Origin of the sequence: Niabella drilacis (genome assembly GCF_900101395.1) — a bacterium.
Taxonomy (GTDB): Bacteria; Bacteroidota; Bacteroidia; order Chitinophagales; family Chitinophagaceae; genus Niabella; species Niabella drilacis.
On sequence record NZ_FMZO01000004.1, the window covers coordinates 209,628 to 235,286 of the forward strand.

Genomic DNA, 25,659 nt, shown 5'->3' on the forward strand with positions numbered 1-25,659 from the left:
GAGTTCCTAAACAGCCTTTTTAACTATTTAATATTCCAAAATGACAGACATCTATGTAATTAAGAAACCTGGAAAAAGCCGGGGTAAAACAACGTTCTTTTATAGACGAATACTGCCGCCCTCTTTGTATGCCTGTTTACTGGCGCTTTTGATGCAATTGAATGCGGGTGCTCAAAACTGCTACACCAACCAGGGTTGCCAGGACTACAGTAATTTTGGCTTTAATTCTTCAACAGCCGCCACACTGGAGTACGACAACTTCGTTTCCTCCTTTCACTCTACCATTGTAAGGGATATCGACGGCAACTTTAAAATCTGGGGTCAGTATACCAAAAGCACGGGGACTTCTGACTGGACAAAGCCTACTATTATTAATGTTGGCAATTTTCCCGGCCTTACCGGCACCCCGCTTAAAGCCGCAGTAGGAAGCAGCCAAACCAGCATTCAACATATCCTGCTTACCAGTGATAATAAACTGTGGGCATGGGGTACTGCTGGTACAGTGGTAAGTACCGGTGTAAGAAGCGTGCCGGCCCTGGGGTCGTTCAGCCTGCCTGCCGGTGTAACTGCCGCTGATGTAAAAATGATATTCGGTACTTATCAAACCCTGGTGCTTACTACCTGCGGTAGTAAGGGCGGAAGGGTATATGTTCTTTCTCAAAACGATAATATGCGTGGCGACGGCGGTACCGGTGCTGCTACGTGGGCCACGGTGCAAAAATCAACAGGAGGTGACCTTACTGGTATTGTGGCGACCCGGGGCTGCCCAACCGGGTTGATTGCCCTGGATCAGAATGGAGGTTTGTGGACCTGGGGCGATATCACGTATAATGGTGATAATGCAGGAAATCCTTCAGCACGTAGTAAAGCAACGGCTATGATACTTCCCGGCGGCAGCGGCAATATCAAAATGATCGGCGCTACCGGCACGGACCGTACTACTGCCAATGCGGCGTATTATGTATTGTATGAAAACAATAACCTTTATGCAATAGGCAATAATACCAGCAGGCAATTGGGAAACTGGAGTACTACCAGCTCCAACGCCTGGCTGCAACCCCGATACACTTCAACCAGCGGCCAGAAGATGAACGATATTGCCTGGATATCGCCTAATGAACATGATAATTATTATCCCTCCATAAACGTGGTTACCACCGGGAAAAAATTATATAACTGGGGCCTGGAGAGCGGATACGACCTGGGCAGAGGGGTACAGTCGAGTACGGGGGGATCCACCGCTGTTGATCCGGGTCTGGCGAATCAGTTTCCCTCCGGTTTTTCTAACGACAATATCATCGTGGTAGAAACCGGCGGACATACCACCCTGATCGCGCAGCAATGCCAGGATAATTTTGGCTATGTGGGGCACAAAACCAATGGTAGCATGGGTGATGGGAGCACCACCGGCGGCTCTCAAAAAACATTTTCTTTCAACACCGCTGCCGTACAGATCTGTGGCGCCCCAACGGTAGATGCGGGCATTAATACTTCAGTAAATACTACCGATTATTGCCGCCAGCAGCCTGTTACCCTCTATCCTTATCCGGCTAACATTGCAGGAGCAACACTTTCCATTACGAGCGGCGGCAGTATTGCCAGCCTGAACGCAAGTACCAATGTACTTTCCTTTAGCGGTACCGGCACTGTTGTGGTAACATATAAGGTAAACATAAGTGGCTGTAATCCCGCTACGGTAACCAGAACCTTTAATGTGGTTGACTGCAGCCCCACGGTGACCATTCCCGGTAAGGTATGGGATGATAAAAACGGGGATGCAAAAACCGCCGCATCGGGTGAGCCGGGCATTGCCAATGGTTTGTGGGCTAACTTAGTAGACCCTGATGGTGTGGTAGTGGCTTCGGTGAAAGTGGCAGATGACGGCTCTTTCCAGATCGTAGTGGATAAAGGCAGCCTAACAAGCGGCAATTATTCGATCATACTGACCAATGCTGCAAAAGGCAATGGCGACCTGCTGACCGGTGCAGAGACTCCTGCTGGAGGGTATGGGTATACAGGAACGAATAGCGGCACAGATGCCAGCGCAAACAGGAATAACCGTACCGGGAAATTTACATTGGCGAACCTGAATCAGACGGCGAATAACGGCTCAACATCCCCTGTTAACTTTGGTATCAGTAACGATCCCACCGCGCTGCCGGTAACCTTCGGTGCTGTTTCCGCCAAAATTGTAAACCGGCAATTAGTAGTGAACTGGAGTACGATGAGCGAAGTAAATAATGATCATTTTGAAATAGAGGTTTCAAACGATGGCACGCACTTTACCCGTATCGGCTCTGTAAAAAGCCAGGCACCTAATGGAAATGCGACGGAAGTAATCAATTATAAATTTGAAGTGGATGCGCAAGGCGCCGCTGCGGCTTTGGGAATTGGGGTTCTGGCTTTTGGTGCCCTGGCATTCGGTTTCAGCCGCCGGCAAAAAGTGTTCCTGATCGTAGTGATGATGGCTGGCGGCACCCTGTTTTTTACAGGTTGTAAAAGAGATGTTGCTGATCTAAACAATACAGGAAGTATACAGGTTCGGGTGGTGCAGGTTGATATTGATGGTAACCGGACTTTCAGCAAAATTGTGCAGGCAGTAGCAGAGTAAACAGAAGGCAATAGCTACATTCAGATAAATCAGTATCAATGAATGTTAACGGGGCGTAATTCCTTACTGCCCCTTTTTTTATCAATCCCGGTAGTCTCTTCCGGTTAATTGCAAAAACAACCCCTCCAGGCCCTCCTGGCGGTGCTGCTGTTTCAGCTCATCCAGGGTTCCCTGGCTGATGATGCTGCCACCATCCATCAGGGCCACTTCGGTGCAGAGGTCTTCCGCTTCTTTTAGCTGATGCGATGTGTAAACGAGGGTGGTCCCGTTCCTGTTGATCTCTTTAAGGTAGCCGATAATGGCATTGCGGGACTGCACATCCACACCTACAGTGGGCTCGTCCAGGAAAAGGATCCGGGGATTGTTCATGACCCCGATGGCAAGATTGACCCTTCGTTTCATTCCGCCAGAAAACTCTTTCAGCGGCTTGCCGGCTACATGCTGCAGTCCCATTACTTTTAACAGGGTAGTGGTGGCATCGCTGATCTGCCGGCTGTTTAATCCATACCAGGCCCCAAAGAATTCCAGGTTTTCTGCGGGGGTGAGTTCTTCATAAAAAGAAAAGTCCTGGGGTACAAACCCGATGGTGCTCTTAACAAAGCTGCTGTTCTCTTTTATTTCTTTTCCAAAAAGCCGTATGGAGCCTTGCGGGTAGGGGAGCAGCCCTGTCATTAAACTCATCAGGGTGGTCTTACCCGCACCATTCGGTCCAAACAGGCCAAACCGGCTGCCTTCCTTTACCACAAGATCAAGCTGGCGGATCACCGGTTGTGCTGCCCGCTTATAGCAGTACCCCAGGTTTTTTATATGCAGGGCATCTTCGTTCAACATACTTGCGCTGATTTATTCTGCGGGGTTATCATCGTTCCTTGTTGCGATCTGGTCCAGCACAGCATAAAATTCCTGCCCGTATTTCCGGGTGAGGGGCTCTTTCAGGAATTTATACACGGGTACCTGTAATGATTTGCCCAGTTTGCAGGCGGGGCTGCACATTTTTTTCCGCGGTTCGTAATTCAGCCGTTCATAATCGCCATGTTTGCCTTTATAGGCAATAATGGGGTAAAGGTGGCAACTGATGGGCTTTTTCCAGGGGATCTTTCCTTCGTTATAAGCCTGCTCAAAGGCACATTTGATGAGGCCGTCCGGCTCGCGGTAGGCATATACACAGATCTCGTTATCGCTGGGAAGGGTAGGTGTTACCCAGCCAAATTCTTCGTCATATTCATAGTTGCCTTTCTTTTCAATTTCTTTTATGGCGGGCTGGGTCAGGTAGGGCTTTACTACCTCATAGTATTCGTTTACCAGCTTTAATTCGGCTTCTTCAAGCGGAGCACCGGCATCGCCATCTTCACAGCAACCACCCTTGCATTTGGACAGGTCGCACACAAATTGTTTTTCAATCACATCATCGCTGATGAGTTTATTGTCAATAACGATCACTTTATTTTTTTTGCAAAATTAAGCACCCGGAGCCGGGTGCCGCTATTTATTTGTAAAATGCTGTTTACTTATTGCCGGGGCCCTGGCTGATGGTCACTTTCGCGGTTTTCACCCGGTTCCTTTCCGTTTCCATTACGGTAAACTCAAAATCGCCGGTCCGCACCACATCACCGGCACGGGTCAGTTCTCCGGAAAGTTCATTGATCAGCCCGCCCAGGGATTCACTGTCGCCCCGTACTTCATCAAAGGTCTCAATGGGGAGTTTTAAGGCCTTGCACATGTCATGGAGCATGGTGCGTCCTTCAAAGATATAATTGTTGTCATCGATCCTGTTGATCAGGAGGTCCTCGTCGTCAAATTCATCCTTTACTTCTCCTACTACTTCTTCAATGATGTCCTCCATGGTAACGATACCACTGGTACCGCCAAACTCGTCTACTACCACGGCGAAATGAATCCGCTTTTTCTGGAAATCCAGCAGGAGGTCCTCTATCAGTTTTGTTTCGGGTACAAAGTACGGCGCACGGATCCTGGTATGCCAGTCCTTAATAGCAGTACCGTCATCAAGATAGGGAACCAGGTCCTTTATATTTAACACCCCGGCAATTTCATCCAGGCTGCTTTTGTATACGGGCAGCCTGGAATAATGCAGCTCACCTACCTGCCGGATCAGGTCTTCAAAAGGCGTATCATATTTTACACCACTTACGTAGAGGCGGTTCCGCATAACTTTTTTAACGGAGATCTTTCCAAATTTAACGATCCCCTTCATAATATTCTTTTCTTCCGGAGTAACCTCGTCTGTTTGAATATCGATGGTTTCATCAATTTGCTGGATATTGGTTTCCTCTACCTTGTTGGCCCCTACCGTGCGGCCAAAACTGTCGGCCAGGGCCACCGTCCACCGGCTGATCCTTCTCAGCAAAAGATAAATGGCTTCAACGATCATGATCAGCACCGGCCATTCAAATGCAAAGCGCAGGTTGTTCTGGGTAGCCCAAACGCGCGGAAAAATTTCAACAAGGAAAAGGATGGCAAAGGCAATAATGGCAAACTTCAGGAAGATGCCCCAGATGGTATCCAGGTATTCTGCGGGCACATAGTAGTTAATAAGATAATTGGCCAGAACGATCGTACAGATGTTTACCAGCGTTTTTGCGATGAGCATGGACGTAAATACTTCCTTGGGCTCTTCCAGCAAATTAAGGATCCTTTTTGCGGAGGGCTGCTGCTTGGTCTTTAATACATCAATATCTTTTTCATCCAGCGAAAAAATGGCCGCCTGCGAACCTGCAATAGAAAAGGAAATGATGACCAGCACGACCAATGCGGCCACCAGCAATGTTGCATTCTGTATGCCAACAGGAAGCTGTCCCTGTATCACATCTAAAAAAACAAATAGGGTTTCCAAAGTTCGGGTTTTCGTGAAACTGATTGCTCAAACGGCAGGCTGGTCCGTTTGTAAACTGTTTTAGAAGGAGTGCAGATCAAATCCTTCGGAGCCTGTATGACCACCGGTATGTTCATCGGGTGAAGGAACCCCTTCTGTTTTTTTGTCAAGCATGATCAGGTTTTCGCCTACGACTTCCGTCACGTACTTTTTGGTGCCATCCTTGTCTTCCCAGCTGCGGGTACGCAGCCGTCCTTCAATATAAACGAGGCTCGCTTTTCGCAGGAACTTCTGCGCCAGCTCTGCCAGTCCGCGCCACAATACAACGGTGTGCCATTCGGTTTGCGAAATCAATTTACCGGTGCGGTCTTTAAAGGTTTCCGTGGTAGCAAGCGGAAATTTTGCCACGGCAATATTGCCTTCCAGTAATTGAACATCCGGGTCTTTTCCTAAATTTCCAATCAGCATAACTCTATTAACGCCTCTCATAATATAGATTTTTCCTTATTTTTTGTTTATAAAGGTTAACATCCTGTTTTTTAACTCCGGTATCATCTGAAAAAATATGCCGGTTCCTGTAAAATCTAACTAAAATTAATTTTTTTGACCGGATAAACAAAATTAAGCACGAGATTTCAGAAATTGTCAAGATGCTGCGTAATGGTCCGGGGAAATGGCAGTGTTTTTAGGGCCGTTATTTTTTCCCAGCGGTAGTTTTCAAAACCGGCGGGCTTTGCTGCGGGCCGGCAGGCTATAAAAACGGATCTTATAAGCTGATGGCTGAGCTTCTGCGTATACACCGGGCTTATTTCGGTGAGGGTATCCTGTCTGAGCCATCCTTTCCGGACCGCAGCGCGGATGATCTCCGCGGCTGGGGTTTCGGCTGCTTTTTCGATAAGCGGGAATTCGTAGAGATGCTGCCAGATGTCTTTGCTGAGCCGTTCCCTTACCGGAACAGTAGCCCGGTAAATGGGGAGAAAGAAGTAAAAATAGCGGGTACGTACCGCGATCTTTTTTGTTTTTACCGGCAACAGCGCAACGATGTCTTCCCTGAAGGCAACACAGTGGTTTTGGAAAGGGCAGTCCGCACAGTCGGGGTTTGCGGGCCTGCAAACGGTGGCGCCAAAATCCATAATGGCCTGGTTATAGGTACCTGGCTCCTTCTTATCGAGCAACTGCTCCGCCAGCGCCGTAATTATCTTTTTGCCCGCGGTGGTATCAATGGCCTCGCGGATCCCAAAGACCCTCGCCAGCACGCGGAACACATTGCCATCAATTACAGCATGCGGCAGGTTAAAGGCAAAGGAAGCAATGGCGGCCGCGGTATAAGGACCAATGCCTTTTAATTGCAGGATGGCCGCATAGCTGTCCGGAAAGCGGCTGTTTAGTTCTGTACTGATCTTCCGGGCAGTGTGTATCAGGTTTTTACAGCGGGAGTAATACCCCAGCCCCTCCCAGAGTTTGAATACTTTTTTTTCATCGGCTGCCGCAAGATCCCGGACCGTAGGAAAATTATGAATAAAATTTTCGTAATACTTTAATCCTTGTTCTACACGTGTTTGCTGTAATATAACTTCACTCAACCAGATCCTGTAGGGATCTTTGATCCCTTTCCAGGGCATTTTTCTTTTGTTCTCAGTTCGGTTCCATTCAATTAAATAACGCGAAAAAAGGTTATGGATCAATTTTTTATGTATTAAATAGTGGATATTGTCAATTAAATTTAGTAAATTACCATAAAATTTTTCAATTTTATAAAATTTGGATTAATAATTGATTGTAAACTATTTATTAAAGTTTTGCACATTTATTGCAGTAACTTTACGTAACAGTAATCATTAAACTATCTTAATATCAGGAACTATGCGAAAAGCAGACTTAGTAAATAAGATCTCAGACAAAACCGGTATTCCAAAGGTTGATGTGCTTGTTACTTTGGAAACGATGTTCAAAGAAGTAAAGGATACCCTTTCCTCCGGCGAGAATATCTACATCAGGGGGTTTGGCAGTTTTATTACAAAAAAGAGAGCTGCTAAGATCGGCCGGAATATAAAAAAGAATGTGGCAGTGCATATCCCGGAACATTATATCCCTGCGTTCAAGCCCGCAAAAGAATTTACCGCCGAGGTAAAAAAACTCGTTGAACCCAAACCGGATAATGGTCCGGGGGAAGATGGGGATGATTAGAATTCCTGAAAAAAACTTCGTTTTGTAGCGGATTGCAGTTACCTTTGCCGTCCAATTAAGGACAGTTGAAGAAACCCCAGGTAATAACAATCGTTGTGGCAGCAGTGGCAATAGTGCTTTTGCTGGCTTTTGGGCGTACTGTCCCGAAGGCTGGACCTAAACCGGTTGCCGGGGAAACTACGCAGGATCATGACCATGCCGGCCATGAGGATGCCGCCGGTGGATTTTCCATTGATACGGTACTTGCAATGTCTAAAAAAGAGCTTCCGGCCGGTCAGGCACTGAGGCTTGATCTGCTTGAGAAAAGCATTACGCGCGGTGATGTAAAAAAGCAAAGGCTGGATGTATATCACCAGCTGGCCCATTTCTGGAAAGACACTGCAAAAGCCTTTATTCCCTATGCCTGGTTTACGGCAGAATCAGCGCGGTTGGAAAATTCCGAAAAAAGTCTCAACTTTGCAGCCCAAATCTTTTTAAACCAGCTGTCCCAGGTCGAAAATGAGCCGACCCGTCATTGGATGGCTGAGCAGGCAAAAGACCTGTTTGAGAAGACTTTGTCTGTAAACCCGGCTAATGATTCGGCCCAGGTGGGTTTGGGAGCAACATACCTTTACGGGGGCATTGGTACCCCGATGGAGGGAATTGGAAAGATCAGAGCTGTTGTTGAAAAGGACAGTACCAACGTTTATGCGCAAATGACCCTGGCCACGGCTTCCCTTATGAGTGGTCAGCAGCAGAAAGCGCAGGAACGGCTGGAAACAGTCCTGAAACTGCAGCCTCAGAATATCCAGGCAATTTTAATGCTTGGAGACCTGTACGAAAAGGATGGCAATAAAGACCAGGCGATACAGTGGTATTCAAAAGCTGTAAAGCTGGTACAAAGAGCGGATATCAGGACAGAGCTGGAGAAGCGGATTGAAGCATTGAAGAAATAAAAATATTTAACAAAAGTTCATTTTAAAAAATTTATTGAGTATGCCTTGTGGTAAAAAAAGAAAGCGTCATAAAATCGCGACACACAAACGTAAAAAAAGACTGAGAAAGAATCGTCATAAAAAGAGAAAATAGGATAACGTTTTTCTTTTAAGACATTTGGAATAACAGGTAGTATTCTGTTGAGATAGAAATTACCTGTTATTGCTTTGTTATTGGTCGGTTTTTTAAATAATGATGAGAGCATACCCATCCTGTTTGCTGCCATAAAATATTATTTTGCCCCCCTCATTATTCTGGCTAACCGTTTCTTTATATACTTCAAGATGAGTACTCATGGTGGTTTCTCATGAATAAAGACCTTATTATTAATGCCACGCCTACGGGTGTGGACATAGCCCTACTTGAGGATAACAAACTGGTAGAGCTGCATAGTGAAAAAACGGATTCCCGTTTCGCCGTGGGCGATCTTTACCTGGGAAAGGTAAAGAAACTGATGCCCGGATTAAACGCAGCATTTATTGACCTGGGGTACGAGAAGGATGCGTTCCTTCATTATACAGACCTGAGTCCCTACGTAAAATCACTGCTGAAATTTACACAGCTGGCGATGAACCAGGGCGGCGAGCAGGCAATGGATTTTTCAAAATTTGAGATCGAGCCGGAAATTGTAAAAACCGGCAAGATCACGGAAGTACTGAGCGGGAAGCCGCATATCCTTGTCCAGATCTTAAAAGAGCCCATCGCTGCCAAGGGCCCCCGTTTGAGCTGTGAGCTTTCATTGCCCGGGCGGTATATTGTTATTACCCCGTTCAACAACATTGTGGCGGTTTCCAAAAAGATCCATTCCTCCGAGGAAAGGAAACGGCTGCAAAAAATTGTAGAGGCGGTAAAACCCAAAAACTTTGGGGTAATCGTTCGTACAGCGGCAGAAGGGAAGAATACCGCCGAGCTGTATGAAGATCTGACCAACCTGGTGACCTCCTGGAAAACCATTGAGCAAAACCTAAAGGGCGCGGTAGCCCCTGCCAAGATCCTGAGCGAGCAGAATAAGACCAACAGTATTTTGAGAGATCTCCTGAATGCAGATTTTAACCGCATTATAGTGAACTCGAAAAGTATCTTCACCGAAACCAAGCAATATATCCAGAAGATTGCACCGGAAAAGGCGGAGATCGTTTCGTTTTATCAAAGCCCGGGGGGGATCTTCGATTCGTTTGGCATTACCAAGCAGGTAAAAGCTTCTTTTGGAAAAACGGTGAACCTGAACAGCGGCGCCTACCTGATCATTGAACATACCGAGGCCCTGCATGTAATTGACGTGAACAGCGGCTACAAGAATGTAAGCAATAACCAGGAGCAAAATGCGCTGGCGACCAACCTGGAGGCGGCTGAGGAAATATCGCGGCAGCTGCGGCTGCGTGATATTGGCGGTATCATCGTGGTGGATTTTATCGACATGAAGCAGGCTGAGAATAAGCGGACCCTCTACGAAAAAATGGAGGAGTTTATGAAGGTGGACCGCGCGCGGCATTCGGTGCTTCCTATTTCAAAATTTGGGCTAATGCAGATCACCCGGCAGCGGATGCGCCCGGAGGTCAACATCAATACCCAGGAAATTTGCCCTACCTGTAACGGTACCGGCAAAATAGCTTCCTCGCTGATCCTTGAAGATGAGATCGAAAAAAATCTCAGTTACCTGATCACCCATAAACATAAGGACCTGAAACTGGTGGTGAACCCCATCGTTTATGCGTACCTGACCAAGGGTTTCTGGTTTAACAGCAAGCTCGCAAAATGGAACAAAAAGTTCGGGCAGAAGATAAAGCTGGAACAGAACACCACCTACCAGCTGGTAGAGTACCGGTTTTTTAACAGCGACGAAGAAGAGATCAAGATGTAGAGTGGAGCATATTGAATAACAAATAAGGGGATGCCGCAGTGATGAGTGGGTTGAAAGAAGGTTTGCGGAACAACCAGCGGGTTTCCTTACTTTTTCATTCAAAATCTTACGTTACCGTATCAGGGCCTCCCAAAGCCCTTCTGCCGGACTGAAGAGGAGGTTTGCAGAACCGGGACTGATCCGCCAGAAACCCTTTTCTATTTCCGTTTCAAGTTCGCCGGTATCCCAGCCACAGTAGCCGATAAATAATTTCAGGTCTTTATCTGATCCCGGATCCCCGTTGATATGCATAACTGCCTGTTTAAAATTTCCCCCGGAGTAAACGGACGGGCTTACCGGTAATCCTTCTTCTATAAGGTCCGGGCGGCGGTGTATAAAAAAAAGATGCTCCTGGTCAACCGGCCCGCCTTCATATAATTTAAATGGTGCACATTGCCGGAACTCCACCAGCTCGTTCAATGTTCTTGGAAACGGTTTATTCAGCACAAAGCCCATGGCTCCGTTTTCGTTGTGCTCAGTAATGAGCAGTACTACCTTAAAAAAATTAGGATCATCCATTAATGGAGTGCTTACCAATACAGTACCGGTTGTTATATTCATTGTTGCTGGTAAAAGAAAATCGGGGTTCCGGATGGAACGCTTTTGAAATGGAGCAGGCTTTCTAATTCTTATTGATCAAAAAATGGAAGGCTTTTAACTGGGGCCTGTTGATAGCCCGGAGGATCTTTCTTTTTTTGCTGGTGATACGGCTGCGGCTGACGAGTTCGTGGGCGATACAAAAGTTTTCATCGGTATCCACACAGGCGATCACCTTATGCACGAACTGTACTTCCTGATCAATATATTCGGGAGTGCATTCGTTTTCTTTCAGCAGAAAGATAATATCGCGGCTATAATCGTTCATTTTGCCATCTTCAAAAAAAATGTGACATTCACATTTATAAAAATAAGATTTTTTCCGATCCGGTGCAAGAATATTTTTGTATTGCAGGGATTGATAAAGAACCGGTAATTCATGGCTCCGGAGCATCATAAAAAACACATATTAGTAGCCCCGCTTGATTGGGGTTTGGGTCATACAACCAGATGTATTCCAGTGATTTATGAACTATTAAAACAAGGCGCCCGCGTAACGGCTGCCGGTAACCGGGTGCAGCTTCGTTTGCTGGAAAAGGAATTTTCCCAAATTGATTTCCAGTACCTGGAGGGATATAATGTGCATTATACAGCAAAGAGAAGCCGGTTTGTTATAAACCTGGCACAACAGGCGCCGGCTATTTTAGAAGCTATCCGGAACGAGAACCGGTGGCTCCGCGATATCGTAAGGGAATACAGCATTGATGGCGTCATCAGCGATAACCGGTTTGGACTGTATCATGCCGGCATTCCAACGGTTTTTATCACGCACCAGTTAAAGATCAGGAATCCGTTAGGGCGTATGATGGAAACGCTTTCCCGGCGGATCAATTACCGGTGGATCGGGCGGTTCTCCCGCTGCTGGATCCCGGATTACCCGGAGGCACCCGGCCTTGCCGGCGCTCTTTCGCATCCGGCGGTAATGCCGGCAATCCCCTGTGCGTATATTGGCCCGCTATCCCGCATGCAACTGTTGCCAGGTGCCGTTGCAAAAGAAATGGTGCTGATCCTGCTCTCCGGTCCCGAACCCCAGCGTTCCCTGTTTGAAAAGATCGTGTGTGAGCAGCTGCCATCCTGTAAAGCAGGAACGGTGCTGGTGCGGGGGTTGCCGAACGGAGGAGGGCCACCGCTTGCAGTACCCGGCTCTACGGTTGTTTATGACCATCTTCCGGCACAAAAGCTGAACCAGCTGATGTGCGATGCGGCGTATATTATATGCAGGAGTGGTTACAGCTCGGTGATGGACCTGCAGGCGGTAGGCGCCAGGCCCATACTGGTACCTACACCGGGCCAAACGGAGCAGGAATACCTGGCAGAGCTGCTCGGCAGCCAGCACCATGCTGTGATCTGTTCCCAGGAACAGTTCAACATGGAGGTATTGCTCGGGGAGGCAAAATACAGGAACTGTATATTACCGCACCGCAACGGGGGATCGGTTTTAGAACAGGCGGTGGAAGGTTTTTTAAATGAATGCAAGCCTGGTTAATGCAAATGAAAAATGCCGGTTCAGTCTTTTGGTGAAAAGGTTTCCACGAGTCGCTTTTCTGCGGCATCAAAATTGCTCCAGTCGTCCATCACAACTTCCATGACCGCCACGCCGGAGGTAGGCAGCCCCTCTAACCCGGCATGAGTGAGGTCATTCACAAAATTTGTTACGCCCGGGTTATGGCCCACAATGGCCAGCGTTTGAATGTTCTCGCCTTCCCGCAGCCATTCGATGGTTTCTGTAATGCCCAGCACATCGGCGAGGTAGAGGCTTTCAAAATAGCGGATATGGCTACCGGGGATACGGAGTACCTCAGCAAAGATGCGGGTTGTTTGCATGGTCCTTTCCGAGTTGCTGGAAAAGATCCTGTCGATACGGTAGCCCTTTTCTTTAAGCAGCGCAGCCATCTTTGCGGCATTGCGCTGCCCCCTGTCGGTCAGTTTTCGTTCAATATCCTTTCCAAAGCCCTGCTCAGCTTTAGCATGCCGGATGATGATCAATGTTTTCATGCACCTGTTTTCAAAAATGTGATTAAAAATTCTCTACAAGTTTAAGTAAATAAAATGGTTGATACAATCTTCTTTTTTGAGTGGATGGGGGTAGATAAATGGGGTACAGGTAGTAATGAATATCGTGTTTTTAGTACATAATAAAAAAAAAATTTTTGTTAAAGAAATGTTACCTTGAGTAGGTCACACTCCTCTTTTTTAAATTCTAAACTTAAAAGCTGTATGAAAAGAATGAAGGTTTTTTGCTTGTTACTCATGCTCTTTTGTCCAGGTTTTATGCTAAATGGTTTTAGTCAGACAAAAACCATTGCAGGCACTGTTACAGATGATCAGGGTAAACCGATCCCCAATGTTTCCGTCGTATTAAAGGGCTCCTCTTCGGGAGCTGCTACGGATGCGGAAGGAAAATTTTTGATTGCTGCCAAAGCCGGCGATGAGCTGGAATTTTCGAGCGTCGGGTTTAAAACGCTTAGCGTAAAAGCGTCCGCTGATATGTCCGTTCAAATGGTCTCGGACGTTGCCAATTTAACCGATGTGGTGGTTATCGGTTATGGTACTGCACGCAAAAAGGACCTTACCGGTTCTGTGGCCGTTGTAGATATGAAGGACCTGAAACAGCAGCCTGCTGCCAGTCCCCTGGAAGCCTTACAGGGTAAGGCCGCGGGGGTGCAGATCGTGAATGACGGGTCGCCGGGTGCCACTCCCCAGGTCAGGATCCGTGGTTTCAGTACTATTAATAATAATGATCCCCTGTATATTATTGACGGGATGCCGTACCAGGGAAAGCTGAGCTGGCTGAACTCCAGTGATATCGAAAGCATGCAGGTATTAAAAGATGCTTCTGCGGCTTCTATTTATGGTGCCCGTGCCAATAACGGGGTGGTGATCGTTACCACCAGGAAAGGAAAATCGGGGGCACCCCGGGTGAACCTGGATATGTATTATGGAAGCCAGAACCCCAACCGGAGCCGGTTTCCCAAGTACCTGAACCCGCAGCAGTTTGCAGAATTCCTGTTTACAGGGTATAAAAATGCAGGGCTGGATCCTACGAAAACCGACTATTACGGAACGGATGCCAACAAACCTACGCTGCCGGAATATTTGCTGGCCGGTGGCACATATGGACAAAAAATTACTGCAGCCATGGTAAACCCGTCCCTGTATAATTATTCCATGGATGGGAAAACATTCTATCAGATCACCAAGGCCAACCAGCAGGGTACAGACTGGTACCGGACCATTACGCAGAATGCCTCCATCCAGAACTACCAGCTTACGGTAAGTGGTGGCGGACAAAATGCAAATTATGCCATCAGCGGCGGGTATATGAACCAGGAAGGTGTTGTGAGATACACCGGGTTCAAACGGTACACCATTCGTTCCAATAGTAATTTTACGGTGCTGGGCGACCGGCTCCAGCTGGGAGAAAATATCCAGTATTCCCGCACCGAGAACCAGGGTTTTTCAACCAATGTAAATACAGCCGGAAGCTATATGGGTGAGGGGTCTCCAATGGGCTGGGCCTACCGGATCCAGACCATCATCCCGGTGTATGATATCATGGGCAATTTTGGCGGCAGCCGCGGAAACCTGCTCGGAAATGCAGAGAACCCGATGGCGGCACTTTACCGCGCCAAGGATAATGTGGGTACCTCCAACCAGTTCTTCGGAAGCGTGTATGGAGATCTTAAGATCCTGGAGGCCCTGCACCTCAGAACCACTTACGGGGTGCGCTATGAAACGTACAATGGTGTATCTGTAGGCTATCCCAACCCCGAACGTGCCGAGGGGAGCTATAACAACCATACCTTCAGTGAAAATATGGGCTGGGGTACCGATTGGACCTGGTCCAACACCCTTACCTATAAAAAGCGGTTTAATGAAAAGCATGATCTTACCGCCATGGTAGGTACGGAGGCCGTGAGAGCGCGGGCGCGTTATCTGAATGGTTCTGCAAACGGTTATTTCCTGATGGGGGATATGAACTATTATTATATGAATACGGCAACTTCTACCCCCGTTGCCAACAATGGTACAAGTATCAGCCAGCCCAGCTCGCTGTATTCGGTTTTTGGAAGGGTGGATTACGGGTTCATGGATAAATACCTGATCTCCGGGATCCTGCGCCGGGATGGTTCTTCAAGGTTCAACCCCAGTAATAAATACGGGAATTTTCCGGCTGTCAGTTTTGCCTGGAGGGTATCTAATGAAGGGTTCATGAAAAGTGTGACCTGGGTAGATGACCTGAAGTTCCGTGCCGGTTGGGGTGTTACCGGTAACCAGAGCATTCCCGACTTTCAGTACCTGCAATTATTTCAGGCAGCTATCAATAATTCCTATTATCCTATTAACGGAAGCAGTCTTTCCAGCGGTGTATGGATCTCCGGCTATGCCAACCCGGATGTGAAATGGGAACAGGCACAGTCCTTAAATGTAGGGATCGACTTTACGTTGCTGAAGCATGCGTTGGACGGATCTTTTGATGTGTACAACAAAAAAACAGTAGATCTGCTTTATCCGCTGGCCCTGCCGGCACAGGCCATCGGCGGCGGATCTTCGCCCTTTGTCAACATTGGTGAAATGAACAACAAGGGTTTTGAACTGGTCCTGAACTATCACCATACCAGCCGTTCCGCCAATAAGCCCTTTACTTTTGACGCGGGTGTAAATGTTTCGAGAAACATCAATAAGCTGGTGTCACTGGCGCCGGGTATTAAAAAGGTGAACATGCTGAGCAACCGTTCAGTAATTCCTTCGGTGATCATGGCCGGGCTTCCCTTTGGCGCATTCTACGGGTACAAGGTTGAGGGCCTCTTTAAATCGGCTGAGGAAATTGCCGGCGCTGCAAAACAGACAGGCGCTCACCTGGGCGGGTTCCGTTATGCAGATGTTGACGGAAGCGGTACCATTGATGATAATGACCTGACCATGATCGGCAGTCCGCATCCGAAGTTTATTTATGGTCTGAACCTGAATGCAAGCTATAGCAATTTTGACGTGTCGTTTGCATTTAACGGTTCGCAGGGTAACAAGATCTTTGATTTTACACGCCTGTACACAGACCTCAGCCTGTTTGACGGTGCGGTGAGCGACCGGATGCTGAGTGCCTGGAGCCCGCAGAACCCCGACAGTGATATCCCTGCTCCTTACAGGAGCCGGCCTTCTATCGAAATGCTGTCCAACAGCTATTTTGTACAGGATGGCAGCTACCTGAAATTAAAATTGGCACAGATCGGCTATAATTTCAAAATAAATGGCGCGCTGAAAGATAAGATCAGGAACCTGCGGTTATATGTAAGTGGTACCAACCTGTTTACCATTACCAAATACAGCGGCCTGGATCCTGAAGTTACTTCTTCTCCGGGAACCTATGCGGCTCCGGGGGTAGACCTGGGAATGTATCCAATATCCCGTCAGTACCTGGTTGGTTTAAACGTTACATTCTAAACATTGACTTTAAAAATCGTATTGTATGACAAAGAAACTATATAAATCGATATTGCTCCTTTCGGTTCTGGCCATATTCTATTCCTGTGGAAAAGGGTTCCTGGATGCCAAACCCCAGGGGGCACTTTCCGAAGACCAGTTAATGAACACCCAGGGAGTGGAGGCTGCGCTGATTGGCGCTTATGGCATTATGAACGGGAACATCAGTGGCACCTGGGGTAACTATTCCAGCGGCCCCAGCCAGTGGCTGTTTGGGGAGGTAGCTGCCGACAATGCACACAAGGGCAGCAACAGTTCGGACCAGTCGCCCATGAGTGATATTGAACTGCATAACGTGAACCCGTCCAATGATAACCTGCCTGTTATGTGGCGGGTATATTACGAAGGGGTAACCCGTTGCAATACCACGCTCAGGCTCCTTGCTGCAGTGCAAAACGGTGGTAGTGACAAATTCTCCGATGAGCGTGCCACGCAAATAGCTGCAGAAGCAAAAATGCTGCGGGGGCACTATTATTTTTTCCTGGCCAGGTTGTTTAAGAACGTTCCCTATATCGATGAGAACATGACCACCCAGGAGGCTACGCAGGTGACGAATGACAAGGATGTGTTCCCGATGATCGAAGCCGATTTTAAAGCTGCCATGGCCGGTCTTCCGGCAGATTACTCCAAGCCGTTGGGTGAGGTAGGTCGCGTAGATAAATATGCAGCGGAATCCTACCTGGGCAAGCTATACCTCTACCAGAAAAAGTATACGGATGCCTTGCCGCTGTTTAAGGATGTCATTACCAAAAAACCTGCCCTGACCGGCCTCGACTTTAATGCAAACTTTAACATTAAAGGAAAGAACGGGGATGAAGGGATCCTGGTGTCTCAAAGCAAGATTAATGCGGACGGCAGCGGTGATAATGCCAATGTGGGCGATATGCTGGCCGGGCTTTACGGGAATTCGCCGGGTGGCTGCTGCGGCTTTTTTCAGCCCTCTATTGACCTCGTGAATGCGTTTAAAGTAGATGCGAACGGGTTGCCTTTTTTAGAGGGCACTTACAGGACTAACCCCTACAAGTCAGACCAGGGATTGAGTGGTACGGAGCTTGATAATTATCAGCTGGATGTAACCCTGGTCTTTGATCCCCGGCTGGATTATACGGTAGGAAGGAGACAGGTACGGTACCGCGACTGGGGTGAACTGGTTCCCGGCTGGATACGTGACCAGGCATTTGCCGGGCCCTTTGTAGCGGTTAAACAGTCGATCAACCAGGCCGATTTCAGCGGCAATGTGGCCAACGGGGCCAATTACCTCAATGCGCAAAACATCAATATCATCCGTTTGTCCGATGTGTACCTGATGGCGGCCGAATGCGCCGTGGAAACGAATGACCTGGATGCTGCAAAAACCTGGGTCAACCAGGTGCGTACACGTGCAAAGGCATTAGCACCTGTGTTGACTGGCTCCGGGCAGCCGGCTGCCGTTTATAAAATAGGAACCTATCCCTCCTTTGGAAGCCAGGATTATGCGCGGAAGGCGGTGCGGTTTGAACGAAGGCTGGAGCTGGCCCTGGAAGGGCACCGGTATTATGACCTGGTACGCTGGGGCACGGCCAAAGATGTGCTGGAATCCTACAGGACCTTTGAAAGGCAGTATGTGGCATCGTCTCAGCCGGCAGCGTTCTCCTACCCCGATTGGGATAAGGGAATGCGCATTCCCCAGGAGCAGATCGACCGTGCGCAGGGGATCCTGAAACAGAACCAGTAACGGCAGATAACCGGGTAATCGATACAGGAGGGTGTTTCAAAAAACGGGAACACCCTCTTTTTATCGGGTAAAACAGCCGGTACCGGCAAATTGCCGCAACCGCGGTGATGCACGGGAAATAGAGTACATTCGTTTACATAAAACGATAAAATACTCCGTTTGAAAATAATTACAGCACTCCTTTTCCTGGCAGGCCTTTCGATATGCCTGTTTACCTGTACCAGCCTGTACCATTCGGGTAATGACCCCAGGGGCACGGCATACGCAGGCTCCGGAACCTGTGGACAATGCCACCGGGGAATTGCAGCTGATTTTGTACATGCCAATCATTTTAGAACGTCTTCGGAAACAGCTGTTGATGCGGTTAAAAAAGTAATCACATCGCTCAACGATACCGTCCGTTTTCCAAACGGTCAGCTGGTGCTCCTGGAGGCTGTGGATAAAAAGGCAGCACAGGTTTATATGCTGAACGGGAAACAGGCCGCCAGCGAATCAATGGACGTTGCTTTCGGATCCGGTGAAAAAGCATGGACCTTCGGCTATTGGAAGGAGGATCAGCTGCACCAGTTGCCGCTTACGTACCTGTCGGAATTAAAACGCTGGACAAACAGCCCGGGTTTGCCTGCAGATCATCCGGACTATTCGCGGCTTATTGTAGGCCGTTGTATGGAGTGCCATAGCTCATATGCCGCGGTTAAAAAAAGCCTGGAGCAGGGAATGCGCTATACCGAAAAGATCGACGCCGGCTCCGTCATTTACGGAATTGATTGTGAGCGTTGCCATGGTCCTGCTGCGCAACACGTAGCATTTCACCAGGAGCACCCGCAGGAAAAGCGGCCTCAGTTTATAACAGCCATTCGATCCCTGAGCCGGCAGCAGCAGCTGGATCTTTGCGGTACCTGCCATTCCGGGGACCCGGTAACCCTTAGATCGATCTTTGCTTTTGTGCCGGGAGATTCTTTGTCGAACTATTATATGTATTACCCGGGAGCTGCAACCAACCCGGATGCCCATGGGATGCAGATGCAGTCACTGATGCAGAGCCAGTGTTTCCTGCAAAGCAACCTTACATGCACCAGTTGTCACGACACCCATAAAAACGAAGGCAATATGCAGGCCGTATTTGTGCAGCGCTGCATGTCCTGCCATTTAAAATCAGATCATGCTGTTGCAATGCGCAGTGCCAACAACGATTGTATCAGTTGCCACATGCCGCTGCAGGCATCAAAAAGCCTGGATTTTAATAACAGCGCGGAGCAAAGCGGTATTTCCTATCGCCTCAGGACGCACCGGATTGCAATATATCCGGAATCAGCGGGGAAGTAGTAAAACGGACCATCATAAGCCACATATTTCATGAGCTTATTTACACGGAACCCGACTCATATACAGTTTTTCACCAATGTAAATTGTTTTTTCCGAAATTTCATACCGCTCTTTTTTCTTTGTCGGGTATTTTAATATAATAATTTCAGCAGGAAATGGTATTCCAAATACCTTTTTCATTTTCCAGGTTCCCCTGGCGGTCTTTTCTCTTGTCCATGTAAATGTTCTATCGGGGTTTAGCTTAAGAAGGCCGTATTCATCATTGCCTGCGTAATAACAACCCGAAAAACCTCTGATAGCGGAGTCGCTATTAATTTTAAACTGTGATTTAACGGTTAAGGGTGTTACAGTAACAAAAAAAACTGCCAGAATTGATATTAACGTTTTCATCAATTAAAACCGCTACAATTTTCAAACGGAGCCCTGCCATTGTTTCTTATGCTCCATTTTTCATGTCTTTAATATCCCCGTTCATTCTTTCCTTCCATATAATTCATAAAGGCCTGGTTCACTACACGGTTACCTCCCTCTGTAGGGTAATCGCCGGTAAAATACCAGTCGCCCAGGTTGCCGGGGCAGGCTTTGTGAAGGTCTTCAATGCTTTGGAAGATCACCTGTACCGGGATGTTCAAACCGGCCGGCGTGATCATTTCAGCGATCTTTTCCGTGATCTCATCCACTGTACTACTCTTGTAGAGCTGCTTCACCACGTTTTCCGTATGGAGGAGGTTTTGTTCCTTCAGCTCCTTACAGCGTTGCAGCAGCTCATTCAGCAGGGATTCTTTTCCCTGGTCCTTCAGCACATTTACAGCGGCATTAAAGGCAATAAAATCGCCCATTTTACTCATGTCGATCCCGTAGCAGTCCGGGTAGCGGATCTGCGGACAGGAGGAAACCACGATGATCTTTTTGGGTTTTAGCCGCGAAAGCATCTTGATAATGCTTTCTTTGAGCGTGGTACCTCTTACGATCGAGTCATCGATGACCACTATAGTATCGATGCCCGGGCGCACGGTGCCGTAGGTGATGTCATAAACGTGCTGTACCATTTCGTTACGGCTGGCATCTTCGGTAATAAACGTGCGCATCTTCACATCTTTGATCGCAATCTTATCGATCCGGATGCGGCGGTTGACCATTTCGCTCAGTTTCTCCTCATCAAAATCTTTGCCCCAGCTAAGGATCCGTTCTGTTTTTATTTTGTTCAGGTACAGGTTCATCCCTTTGTGCAGACCCAAAAAAGCTACTTCCGCGGTATTGGGTATATAGGAAAAGATGGTGTTTTTTAGATCAAAGTCGATCGCATTCAAAACCTGCTCGCTCAGGTTCAGGCCAAGTGCTTTCCGTTCCTTGTAAATTTTTTCGTCGCTGCCACGGGAGAAATAAATGCGTTCAAAGCTGCAGGCCCTGCGTTCGCCGGGAGTGACCACTTCTGCTATTTCATATGTGCCGTTTGCCTGCACCATCAGTGCGTTGCCCGGCATCAGTTCTTTTACTTCGTTTTCTCCTACGTTGAAGGTGGTGCGGATGGCCGAGCGCTCGGAGGCTGCAACGATCACCTCATCGTCGATATAATAATAGCAGGGGCGTATGCCGTGCCGGTCCCTGAATACAAAGCCGATGCCTTCCCCGGTCAATCCGCCTACGGCAAATCCTCCGTCGAACATCGGGATCACTTCCTGCAATACGCTTTTGATATCCACATTACCCGGGCTTTTTTTATCAGCTTCGATCAGGTAATGATGTACGATCTCCATCATAGCGGCCAGGTCGCTTTGTTTTTGAAAGGTTCCGGGAATAATATTTAACTTTTCGAAGAGCTCATTGGTATTGACCAGGTTGAAGTTGCCTGCGAGGGCCAGGTTGCGACCCGGTACCGTGTTTCTTTTAATAAACGGGTGACAGAAATCGGCGTTGTTTTTTCCCTGCGTACCGTAGCGCAGGTGACCCAGCAGCAGTTCCCCCAGGAACTTGATATGGCCCTTCATCAGGCCCGGGTGCTTCAGCGCGTCCGGGTTGTAGCGGCACAGTTCATCCACTTCGTCGGCAATGTTTTTAAACAGGCCGGAAATGGCCTGTGGTTCGGCACTGCGCATCCGGTGCAGAAAGGGATAGCCTGGTTCTACATTTAATTTGATGCTGGCAATACCTGCTCCGTCCTGTCCGCGGTTATGTTGTTTTTCCATCAGCAGGTAGAGCTTATTCAGCCCCCACATTACGGTTCCATGCTGTTTTAAATAATGGGAAAAAGGCTTGCGGAGCCGTATAAAAGCAAGGCCGCATTCATGTTTTATGGGATCACTCATAACAATACAAAAAAGAAATGCAAAGTTACGATTTTGAAATTTAAAGATTGCTTAATATAGGTTAACCTGTTGCTTTATTTTACCATGCCGCAGGCTGGGTGCGGATCCCTAAGAAACGTTTGTTATGCGTCAATACCGCGGTTAAGGAACGCGATCATGGGCTGCAGGGCCTGGAAGGCTTTTACCGTGGTGCTTAGTAAGGATCTGGCAACCAGTTCGGTATCCGGGAGGTTGGCCAGGGCCGTATAGCTTTTATACTTCAGGTAGGTGGCTGCGGGGTTATCCGGTTCGTACCCTTTGGGTACTCTCGAAAGGACCTGCCCCTCTTCCACGGCAAGGGAGCCATATGTATCCTTAAATTTTTTTGCCCCGAGGATCTTTTCAAATTCCGGCAGGTTATAATCGATCTCCTGCCGTACCCTGGCCAGTTCTGCAGACATCGGCTGCCAGAGGCCGCCCCCGGTAAAACTTGCCCCCGGCTCCAGGTGGAAGTAATACCCTGCCTTTACTGATTTTTTCCCTTCGGCATTGATATAGGCGCCAAAATTGGATTTATAGGGTTCTTTGTTTTTGGAAAAACGCACATCCCGGTTGATCCGGAACAGACAATCTTTTGCCTTCAGATGTAAGATCGAAGGTTCGGTTTTGCCAAAGGCAGCGATCAGGGTATCCACAAACCCTGCAAAATCTTCGCGGGCGGCTTCATATTCCTTCCGGTGCGCATCAAACCAGGGTTTATTATTATGGTATTTGAGTGCTTCTAAAAATGTTAATGTAGCTTTCTGGATCATAGCCATAAAGTTAAGCGATTTCTTCAATAGCCACAGAGCCACTGAAGCACTGGTTTTTTATTCCCATATACCGGCATCCAGGAGTGCGGTTTTTGTTCTTTCGTTACACAAAGTCCCCGCACAACCCGGCATTTTTAATTCAGAAACCCGGATGCTTCTGTATTTTAGCGTTCCGGTGGTTTGGAACATGGAAATTTTTGAGCTACCTGTGCCCTGAGTATCCGGGGAAAAGAGGGAGGCTCAGCCCCGGGCGCTGAGCAAAGGGAGCTCAGTGTTTCAGCACCTCAGTGGCCTCATCGATGACCCGCCTGTTTTCGGTCAGGGCTTTATAGATATCCGGCCGGTCTGCTTTTACTTTATTCAGCACCACTTTATAAAATAATACCGGCACAGTAAATAAAAGGACCAGGATCAGCAGTAAGATTTTAGCACTATTTTTCATATTGTAATTTTTGTTTGTATCGGGTCAATAATTGATCCAGCTCGTCCGGGGCTATATCCAGCATGTGAAGGGTTCGTGCCAGCAGCGGCAGCTCCTGCTCAATAAACAGGTTCCGCCGGTATTGTTTCGCCTGCTGTATGCCATTGGCACTTATAAAATAACCGATCCCTCTTTTGTCTGTAATGATCTCCTGGCTTCGTAAAAAATCATAGCTGCGGGCCACCGTATTGGGGTTTACGGATAACTGCACGGCCAGTTCCCTTACACTGGGGATCTTTTCCTCCTGCTTCCATACAGCAAGCAGGATCTTTTCGCAGATAAAGTCCACGATCTGCAGGTATATCGGCTGGTTATTATTAAAGTTCATGATCGTTATTTAGCCTGTGTTTCTTTTAGTTTAAAATAAGTGGCCCAGTAAAACAGGGGGCCCCAGCCAAACATATAGAAGGCTCTCAGCAGGTTTATCAGGAAACTGTTCTCTATATACGGATCCGTTTTACTGGCCATCGAAATATAAGTCTTTTGAAAATCAGGATTTGAAAAAGACCAGTTGGGAATCTTCCAGAATGTGGGGATCGTGTTCGCAAATTTCATCAGCAGTGTGATCGTCACAGCGGTAACAATGATGGCGATCAGGTAGGTTTGTTTCCTGAATTGCAAGGAGCAATAGATGAACCAGCCCTGTACCGCTAAAAAGGGTGCAAAGAGACCGAGCTGTCTTTCCTGGTAGTCCTTACCGGGCGCTACATAACCAATGGATGCGAGCTGATTGGTGGCTATCCAGGTGTAAAGTGCATCAGTGGCCTTAAACAGGAGGATAAGGGTGAGGTTGAATACGAGTACATTCTTTACCAGCTCCAGGAAGAGCTTTTCGGCAGCAGATGCGGGTATGCCCAGCTCGAAGACGGCGCTTTCCCGGGCCCGGTATTTCTGAAAAGTGGTTATAGCATAGGTGGTGCCCAAAACGCAAAGAACGGTAAGCGCAATGAGCAGGAAGTTGTCGGGGCTGTAGACCCGGTTCCCTCTCAGGTAGACCTGCAGCAGGAGGATGATGTTGAGCAGCAGGAAGAGGGCAATGACACTGAGGATGTACTGCCTCCGGTTCTCGGTCCATTCTTTTTTTAATAGTAAAAGAAAGCGTTGAGTGCTGAATGTTTCATTCATATAGCGATATTTTGGGTGTGTGCAAAAAGCTGGTTGATCTTTTCTCCATTGGTCATTACGGCCTTATACAGCATTTCAAGATTGACTCCTGAAGGGTAACCGCTGTTATTGCCCGTAAGCGTTGCCCGCCCCCGGAGATTGTCTTCTGCAAACAGGATCTCTGCCCCGGGAGCTGCTTCGTTGCCAAACAAAAGCTGCCGGGAAATGGCCTCTATGGATTGCGAAAAAATGAGCCGTCCCTTCCGGAGGATCGAAACATGGTCCAGCAGGTTGCTGAGGTCATTTACCTGGTGGGTGCTGATGATGACACATTTTGTTTCGTCAATATAACCCGGGAGCAGTTCTTTAAATGCGGCCCGGGACAGGATATCCAGTCCATTGGTGGGTTCATCCAGGAAGAGGTAAGGCGTATTGGCCGCCAGGGCAAAACTGAGCAGCAGCTTTTTCTTTTGACCGAAACTGAGGGCTTCTATATCATTGTCGTACCCGATATTGAAAGCAGTGAGACAATGGATGAATTGTTTTTTACTGAACTGAGGATAAAAGGGGGCATATCCCTCAACGTATTGGGCAATGGTGATTCCGGGAAAAAAAGCAGTATCCGGAACAAAGAAAACGGACCGGAGAAAGGAAGGGTGCCGGTATTGCGGCACTGATCCCTGTACTGTTATGGTTCCTGCCTGCGGAAACAGGAGGCCGGTCATGAGTTTGAGCAAAGTGGTCTTTCCCACCCCGTTATCGCCCAGCAGGCCATAGATCTGCCCCGGGTTAAAGACCTCCGTTACTCCTTCGAGGACGCGGGTCTTATTGTAAGTAAACGAAACTTCTTTTAAAGCAATCATACTACTGTTTTAGTGTATTAATTAAATAGTACACTGCAAATATAAAACGTTAGAGCCGGATCTGCCAAATTTATTTTTTGGGGTGGTAGTTGAGGCACTGAGGCATCGAATCTTTATGGCTCCCCGTAGTTCTTCCACAATAACTATAAGGACGGAATACAAAAGATTTGTGTTCTGAACATTCGCCTATGCGTCAGGTTGATTGTAAGCATTCAGTGGCCGAAGGCAAGGCTGCCGCGGACCGGCAATATAAGTCTCCCTCAAAAAGATTCCCGCCACGTTGTGGCTCCCCGGAAGTTCCTGTTACTAGATTTGCGGTGTGCGGCGCCTGTTTGCTATCATAAGACTTATGCGTGCTACATTTTATGGAAACGGCGCTATCTTTAACTTTACGGCTATGCCAGTGTCGGGGATCTACATCTTCAAATTTCCATATCTCTGCGTTTGATCATAGAATGCTCTCAGCAGGCTTCAGTGTTTGCAGATCTCTGTG

At 47.8% G+C, this 25,659-nt stretch carries 23 protein-coding genes; 8 read left to right on the forward strand and 15 right to left on the reverse strand.

The genetic code is table 11. The features are described 5' to 3' along the window. Positions 1-40 precede the first annotated feature (40 nt). Positions 41-2,611, forward strand: a complete 2,571-nt coding sequence (locus tag BLS44_RS09330; RefSeq protein WP_090389803.1) for a hypothetical protein — start codon at positions 41-43, stop codon at positions 2,609-2,611. Positions 2,612-2,692: 81 nt separating this feature from the next. On the opposite strand, the gene BLS44_RS09335 is transcribed toward BLS44_RS09330, so the two are convergent. From BLS44_RS09335 to mutY, 5 genes are all read right to left on the reverse strand, one after another. Continuing rightward, on the reverse strand, positions 2,693-3,442 hold the full coding sequence (locus BLS44_RS09335) for an ABC transporter ATP-binding protein (protein WP_090389804.1): 750 nt from the start codon (positions 3,440-3,442) through the stop codon (positions 2,693-2,695). A gap of 12 nt (positions 3,443-3,454) precedes the next feature. Then, positions 3,455-4,051 (reverse strand): DUF3109 family protein, encoded by a 597-nt coding sequence (locus BLS44_RS09340; RefSeq protein WP_090389805.1) that lies wholly within the window; start codon positions 4,049-4,051, stop codon positions 3,455-3,457. A gap of 64 nt (positions 4,052-4,115) precedes the next feature. Further along, positions 4,116-5,462: a gliding motility-associated protein GldE gene (gene gldE, locus BLS44_RS09345; protein WP_090389806.1), complete on the reverse strand. Its 1,347-nt coding sequence runs from the start codon at positions 5,460-5,462 to the stop codon at positions 4,116-4,118. A 60-nt stretch (positions 5,463-5,522) separates the two neighbouring features. Further along, entirely contained in the window at positions 5,523-5,909 is a 387-nt protein-coding gene (locus BLS44_RS09350) for a single-stranded DNA-binding protein (protein ID WP_245729159.1), read from the reverse strand. A 167-nt stretch (positions 5,910-6,076) separates the two neighbouring features. Beyond that, a complete protein-coding gene (gene mutY / locus BLS44_RS09355; protein WP_090389808.1) occupies positions 6,077-7,126 on the reverse strand; it encodes an A/G-specific adenine glycosylase in 1,050 nt (349 codons plus the stop codon). 178 nt (positions 7,127-7,304) lie between these two features. Between mutY and BLS44_RS09360 the strand changes: the two genes are divergently transcribed. The 3 genes from BLS44_RS09360 (at position 7,305) to BLS44_RS09370 (ending at position 10,464) form a co-directional block, all read left to right on the forward strand. Further along, positions 7,305-7,628: an HU family DNA-binding protein gene (locus BLS44_RS09360; RefSeq protein WP_090389809.1), complete on the forward strand. Its 324-nt coding sequence runs from the start codon at positions 7,305-7,307 to the stop codon at positions 7,626-7,628. A 65-nt stretch (positions 7,629-7,693) separates the two neighbouring features. Beyond that, positions 7,694-8,563 (forward strand): tetratricopeptide repeat protein, encoded by an 870-nt coding sequence (locus BLS44_RS09365; protein ID WP_245729161.1) that lies wholly within the window; start codon positions 7,694-7,696, stop codon positions 8,561-8,563. Positions 8,564-8,910: 347 nt separating this feature from the next. After that, positions 8,911-10,464 carry an Rne/Rng family ribonuclease gene (locus BLS44_RS09370; RefSeq protein WP_090389810.1) on the forward strand — a complete coding sequence of 518 codons (1,554 nt, stop codon included), beginning with the start codon at positions 8,911-8,913 and terminating at the stop codon, positions 10,462-10,464. A gap of 111 nt (positions 10,465-10,575) precedes the next feature. Here the strand turns inward: BLS44_RS09370 and BLS44_RS09375 are convergent, their stop codons facing one another. Together BLS44_RS09375 and BLS44_RS09380 are read right to left on the reverse strand one after the other, a co-directional pair. Beyond that, the gene (locus BLS44_RS09375) at positions 10,576-11,064 is read right to left on the reverse strand and encodes a YqgE/AlgH family protein (RefSeq protein ID WP_090389811.1); all 489 of its coding nucleotides are present in this window, start codon (positions 11,062-11,064) and stop codon (positions 10,576-10,578) included. Between the two features lie 61 nt (positions 11,065-11,125). Further along, positions 11,126-11,497: a hypothetical protein gene (locus BLS44_RS09380; protein WP_245729162.1), complete on the reverse strand. Its 372-nt coding sequence runs from the start codon at positions 11,495-11,497 to the stop codon at positions 11,126-11,128. Between the two features lie 63 nt (positions 11,498-11,560). Between BLS44_RS09380 and BLS44_RS09385 the strand changes: the two genes are divergently transcribed. Next, positions 11,561-12,586 carry a glycosyltransferase gene (locus BLS44_RS09385; protein ID WP_245729163.1) on the forward strand — a complete coding sequence of 342 codons (1,026 nt, stop codon included), beginning with the start codon at positions 11,561-11,563 and terminating at the stop codon, positions 12,584-12,586. 20 nt (positions 12,587-12,606) lie between these two features. Here the strand turns inward: BLS44_RS09385 and BLS44_RS09390 are convergent, their stop codons facing one another. After that, entirely contained in the window at positions 12,607-13,095 is a 489-nt protein-coding gene (locus BLS44_RS09390; protein ID WP_090389814.1) for a SixA phosphatase family protein, read from the reverse strand. Between the two features lie 276 nt (positions 13,096-13,371). Between BLS44_RS09390 and BLS44_RS09395 the strand changes: the two genes are divergently transcribed. The 3 genes from BLS44_RS09395 to BLS44_RS09405 all read left to right on the forward strand — a co-directional run bounded on the left by BLS44_RS09395 (position 13,372) and on the right by BLS44_RS09405 (position 19,621). Further along, on the forward strand, positions 13,372-16,542 hold the full coding sequence (locus tag BLS44_RS09395; protein WP_245729164.1) for a SusC/RagA family TonB-linked outer membrane protein: 3,171 nt from the start codon (positions 13,372-13,374) through the stop codon (positions 16,540-16,542). Positions 16,543-16,567: 25 nt separating this feature from the next. After that, positions 16,568-18,295: a RagB/SusD family nutrient uptake outer membrane protein gene (locus tag BLS44_RS09400; protein ID WP_090389816.1), complete on the forward strand. Its 1,728-nt coding sequence runs from the start codon at positions 16,568-16,570 to the stop codon at positions 18,293-18,295. Between the two features lie 159 nt (positions 18,296-18,454). After that, positions 18,455-19,621, forward strand: a complete 1,167-nt coding sequence (locus BLS44_RS09405) for a multiheme c-type cytochrome (protein WP_090389817.1) — start codon at positions 18,455-18,457, stop codon at positions 19,619-19,621. A gap of 36 nt (positions 19,622-19,657) precedes the next feature. Here BLS44_RS09405 and BLS44_RS09410 read toward each other — a convergent pair whose 3' ends face one another. From BLS44_RS09410 to BLS44_RS09435, 7 genes are all read right to left on the reverse strand, one after another. Next, complete coding sequence (locus BLS44_RS09410) at positions 19,658-20,011, reverse strand: hypothetical protein (RefSeq protein ID WP_090389818.1); 354 nt, start codon at positions 20,009-20,011, stop codon at positions 19,658-19,660. A gap of 68 nt (positions 20,012-20,079) precedes the next feature. Next, positions 20,080-21,927: an amidophosphoribosyltransferase gene (locus tag BLS44_RS09415; protein WP_090389819.1), complete on the reverse strand. Its 1,848-nt coding sequence runs from the start codon at positions 21,925-21,927 to the stop codon at positions 20,080-20,082. A gap of 122 nt (positions 21,928-22,049) precedes the next feature. Continuing rightward, positions 22,050-22,718, reverse strand: a complete 669-nt coding sequence (locus BLS44_RS09420; protein ID WP_090389999.1) for a DUF2461 domain-containing protein — start codon at positions 22,716-22,718, stop codon at positions 22,050-22,052. A gap of 268 nt (positions 22,719-22,986) precedes the next feature. Further along, positions 22,987-23,160, reverse strand: coding sequence for a hypothetical protein (locus BLS44_RS26500; protein ID WP_176954366.1), 174 nt, complete (start codon positions 23,158-23,160; stop codon positions 22,987-22,989). After that, positions 23,150-23,527 (reverse strand): GntR family transcriptional regulator, encoded by a 378-nt coding sequence (locus BLS44_RS09425; protein WP_090389820.1) that lies wholly within the window; start codon positions 23,525-23,527, stop codon positions 23,150-23,152. Before BLS44_RS09425 ends, BLS44_RS26500 begins: the two co-directional genes overlap by 11 nt. Before the next feature lie 5 nt (positions 23,528-23,532). After that, positions 23,533-24,324, reverse strand: a complete 792-nt coding sequence (locus BLS44_RS09430; protein ID WP_090389821.1) for a hypothetical protein — start codon at positions 24,322-24,324, stop codon at positions 23,533-23,535. After that, a complete protein-coding gene (locus BLS44_RS09435) occupies positions 24,321-25,166 on the reverse strand; it encodes an ABC transporter ATP-binding protein (RefSeq protein ID WP_090389822.1) in 846 nt (281 codons plus the stop codon). The genes BLS44_RS09430 and BLS44_RS09435 overlap by 4 nt, the downstream gene beginning before the upstream one ends. Positions 25,167-25,659 lie beyond the last annotated feature (493 nt).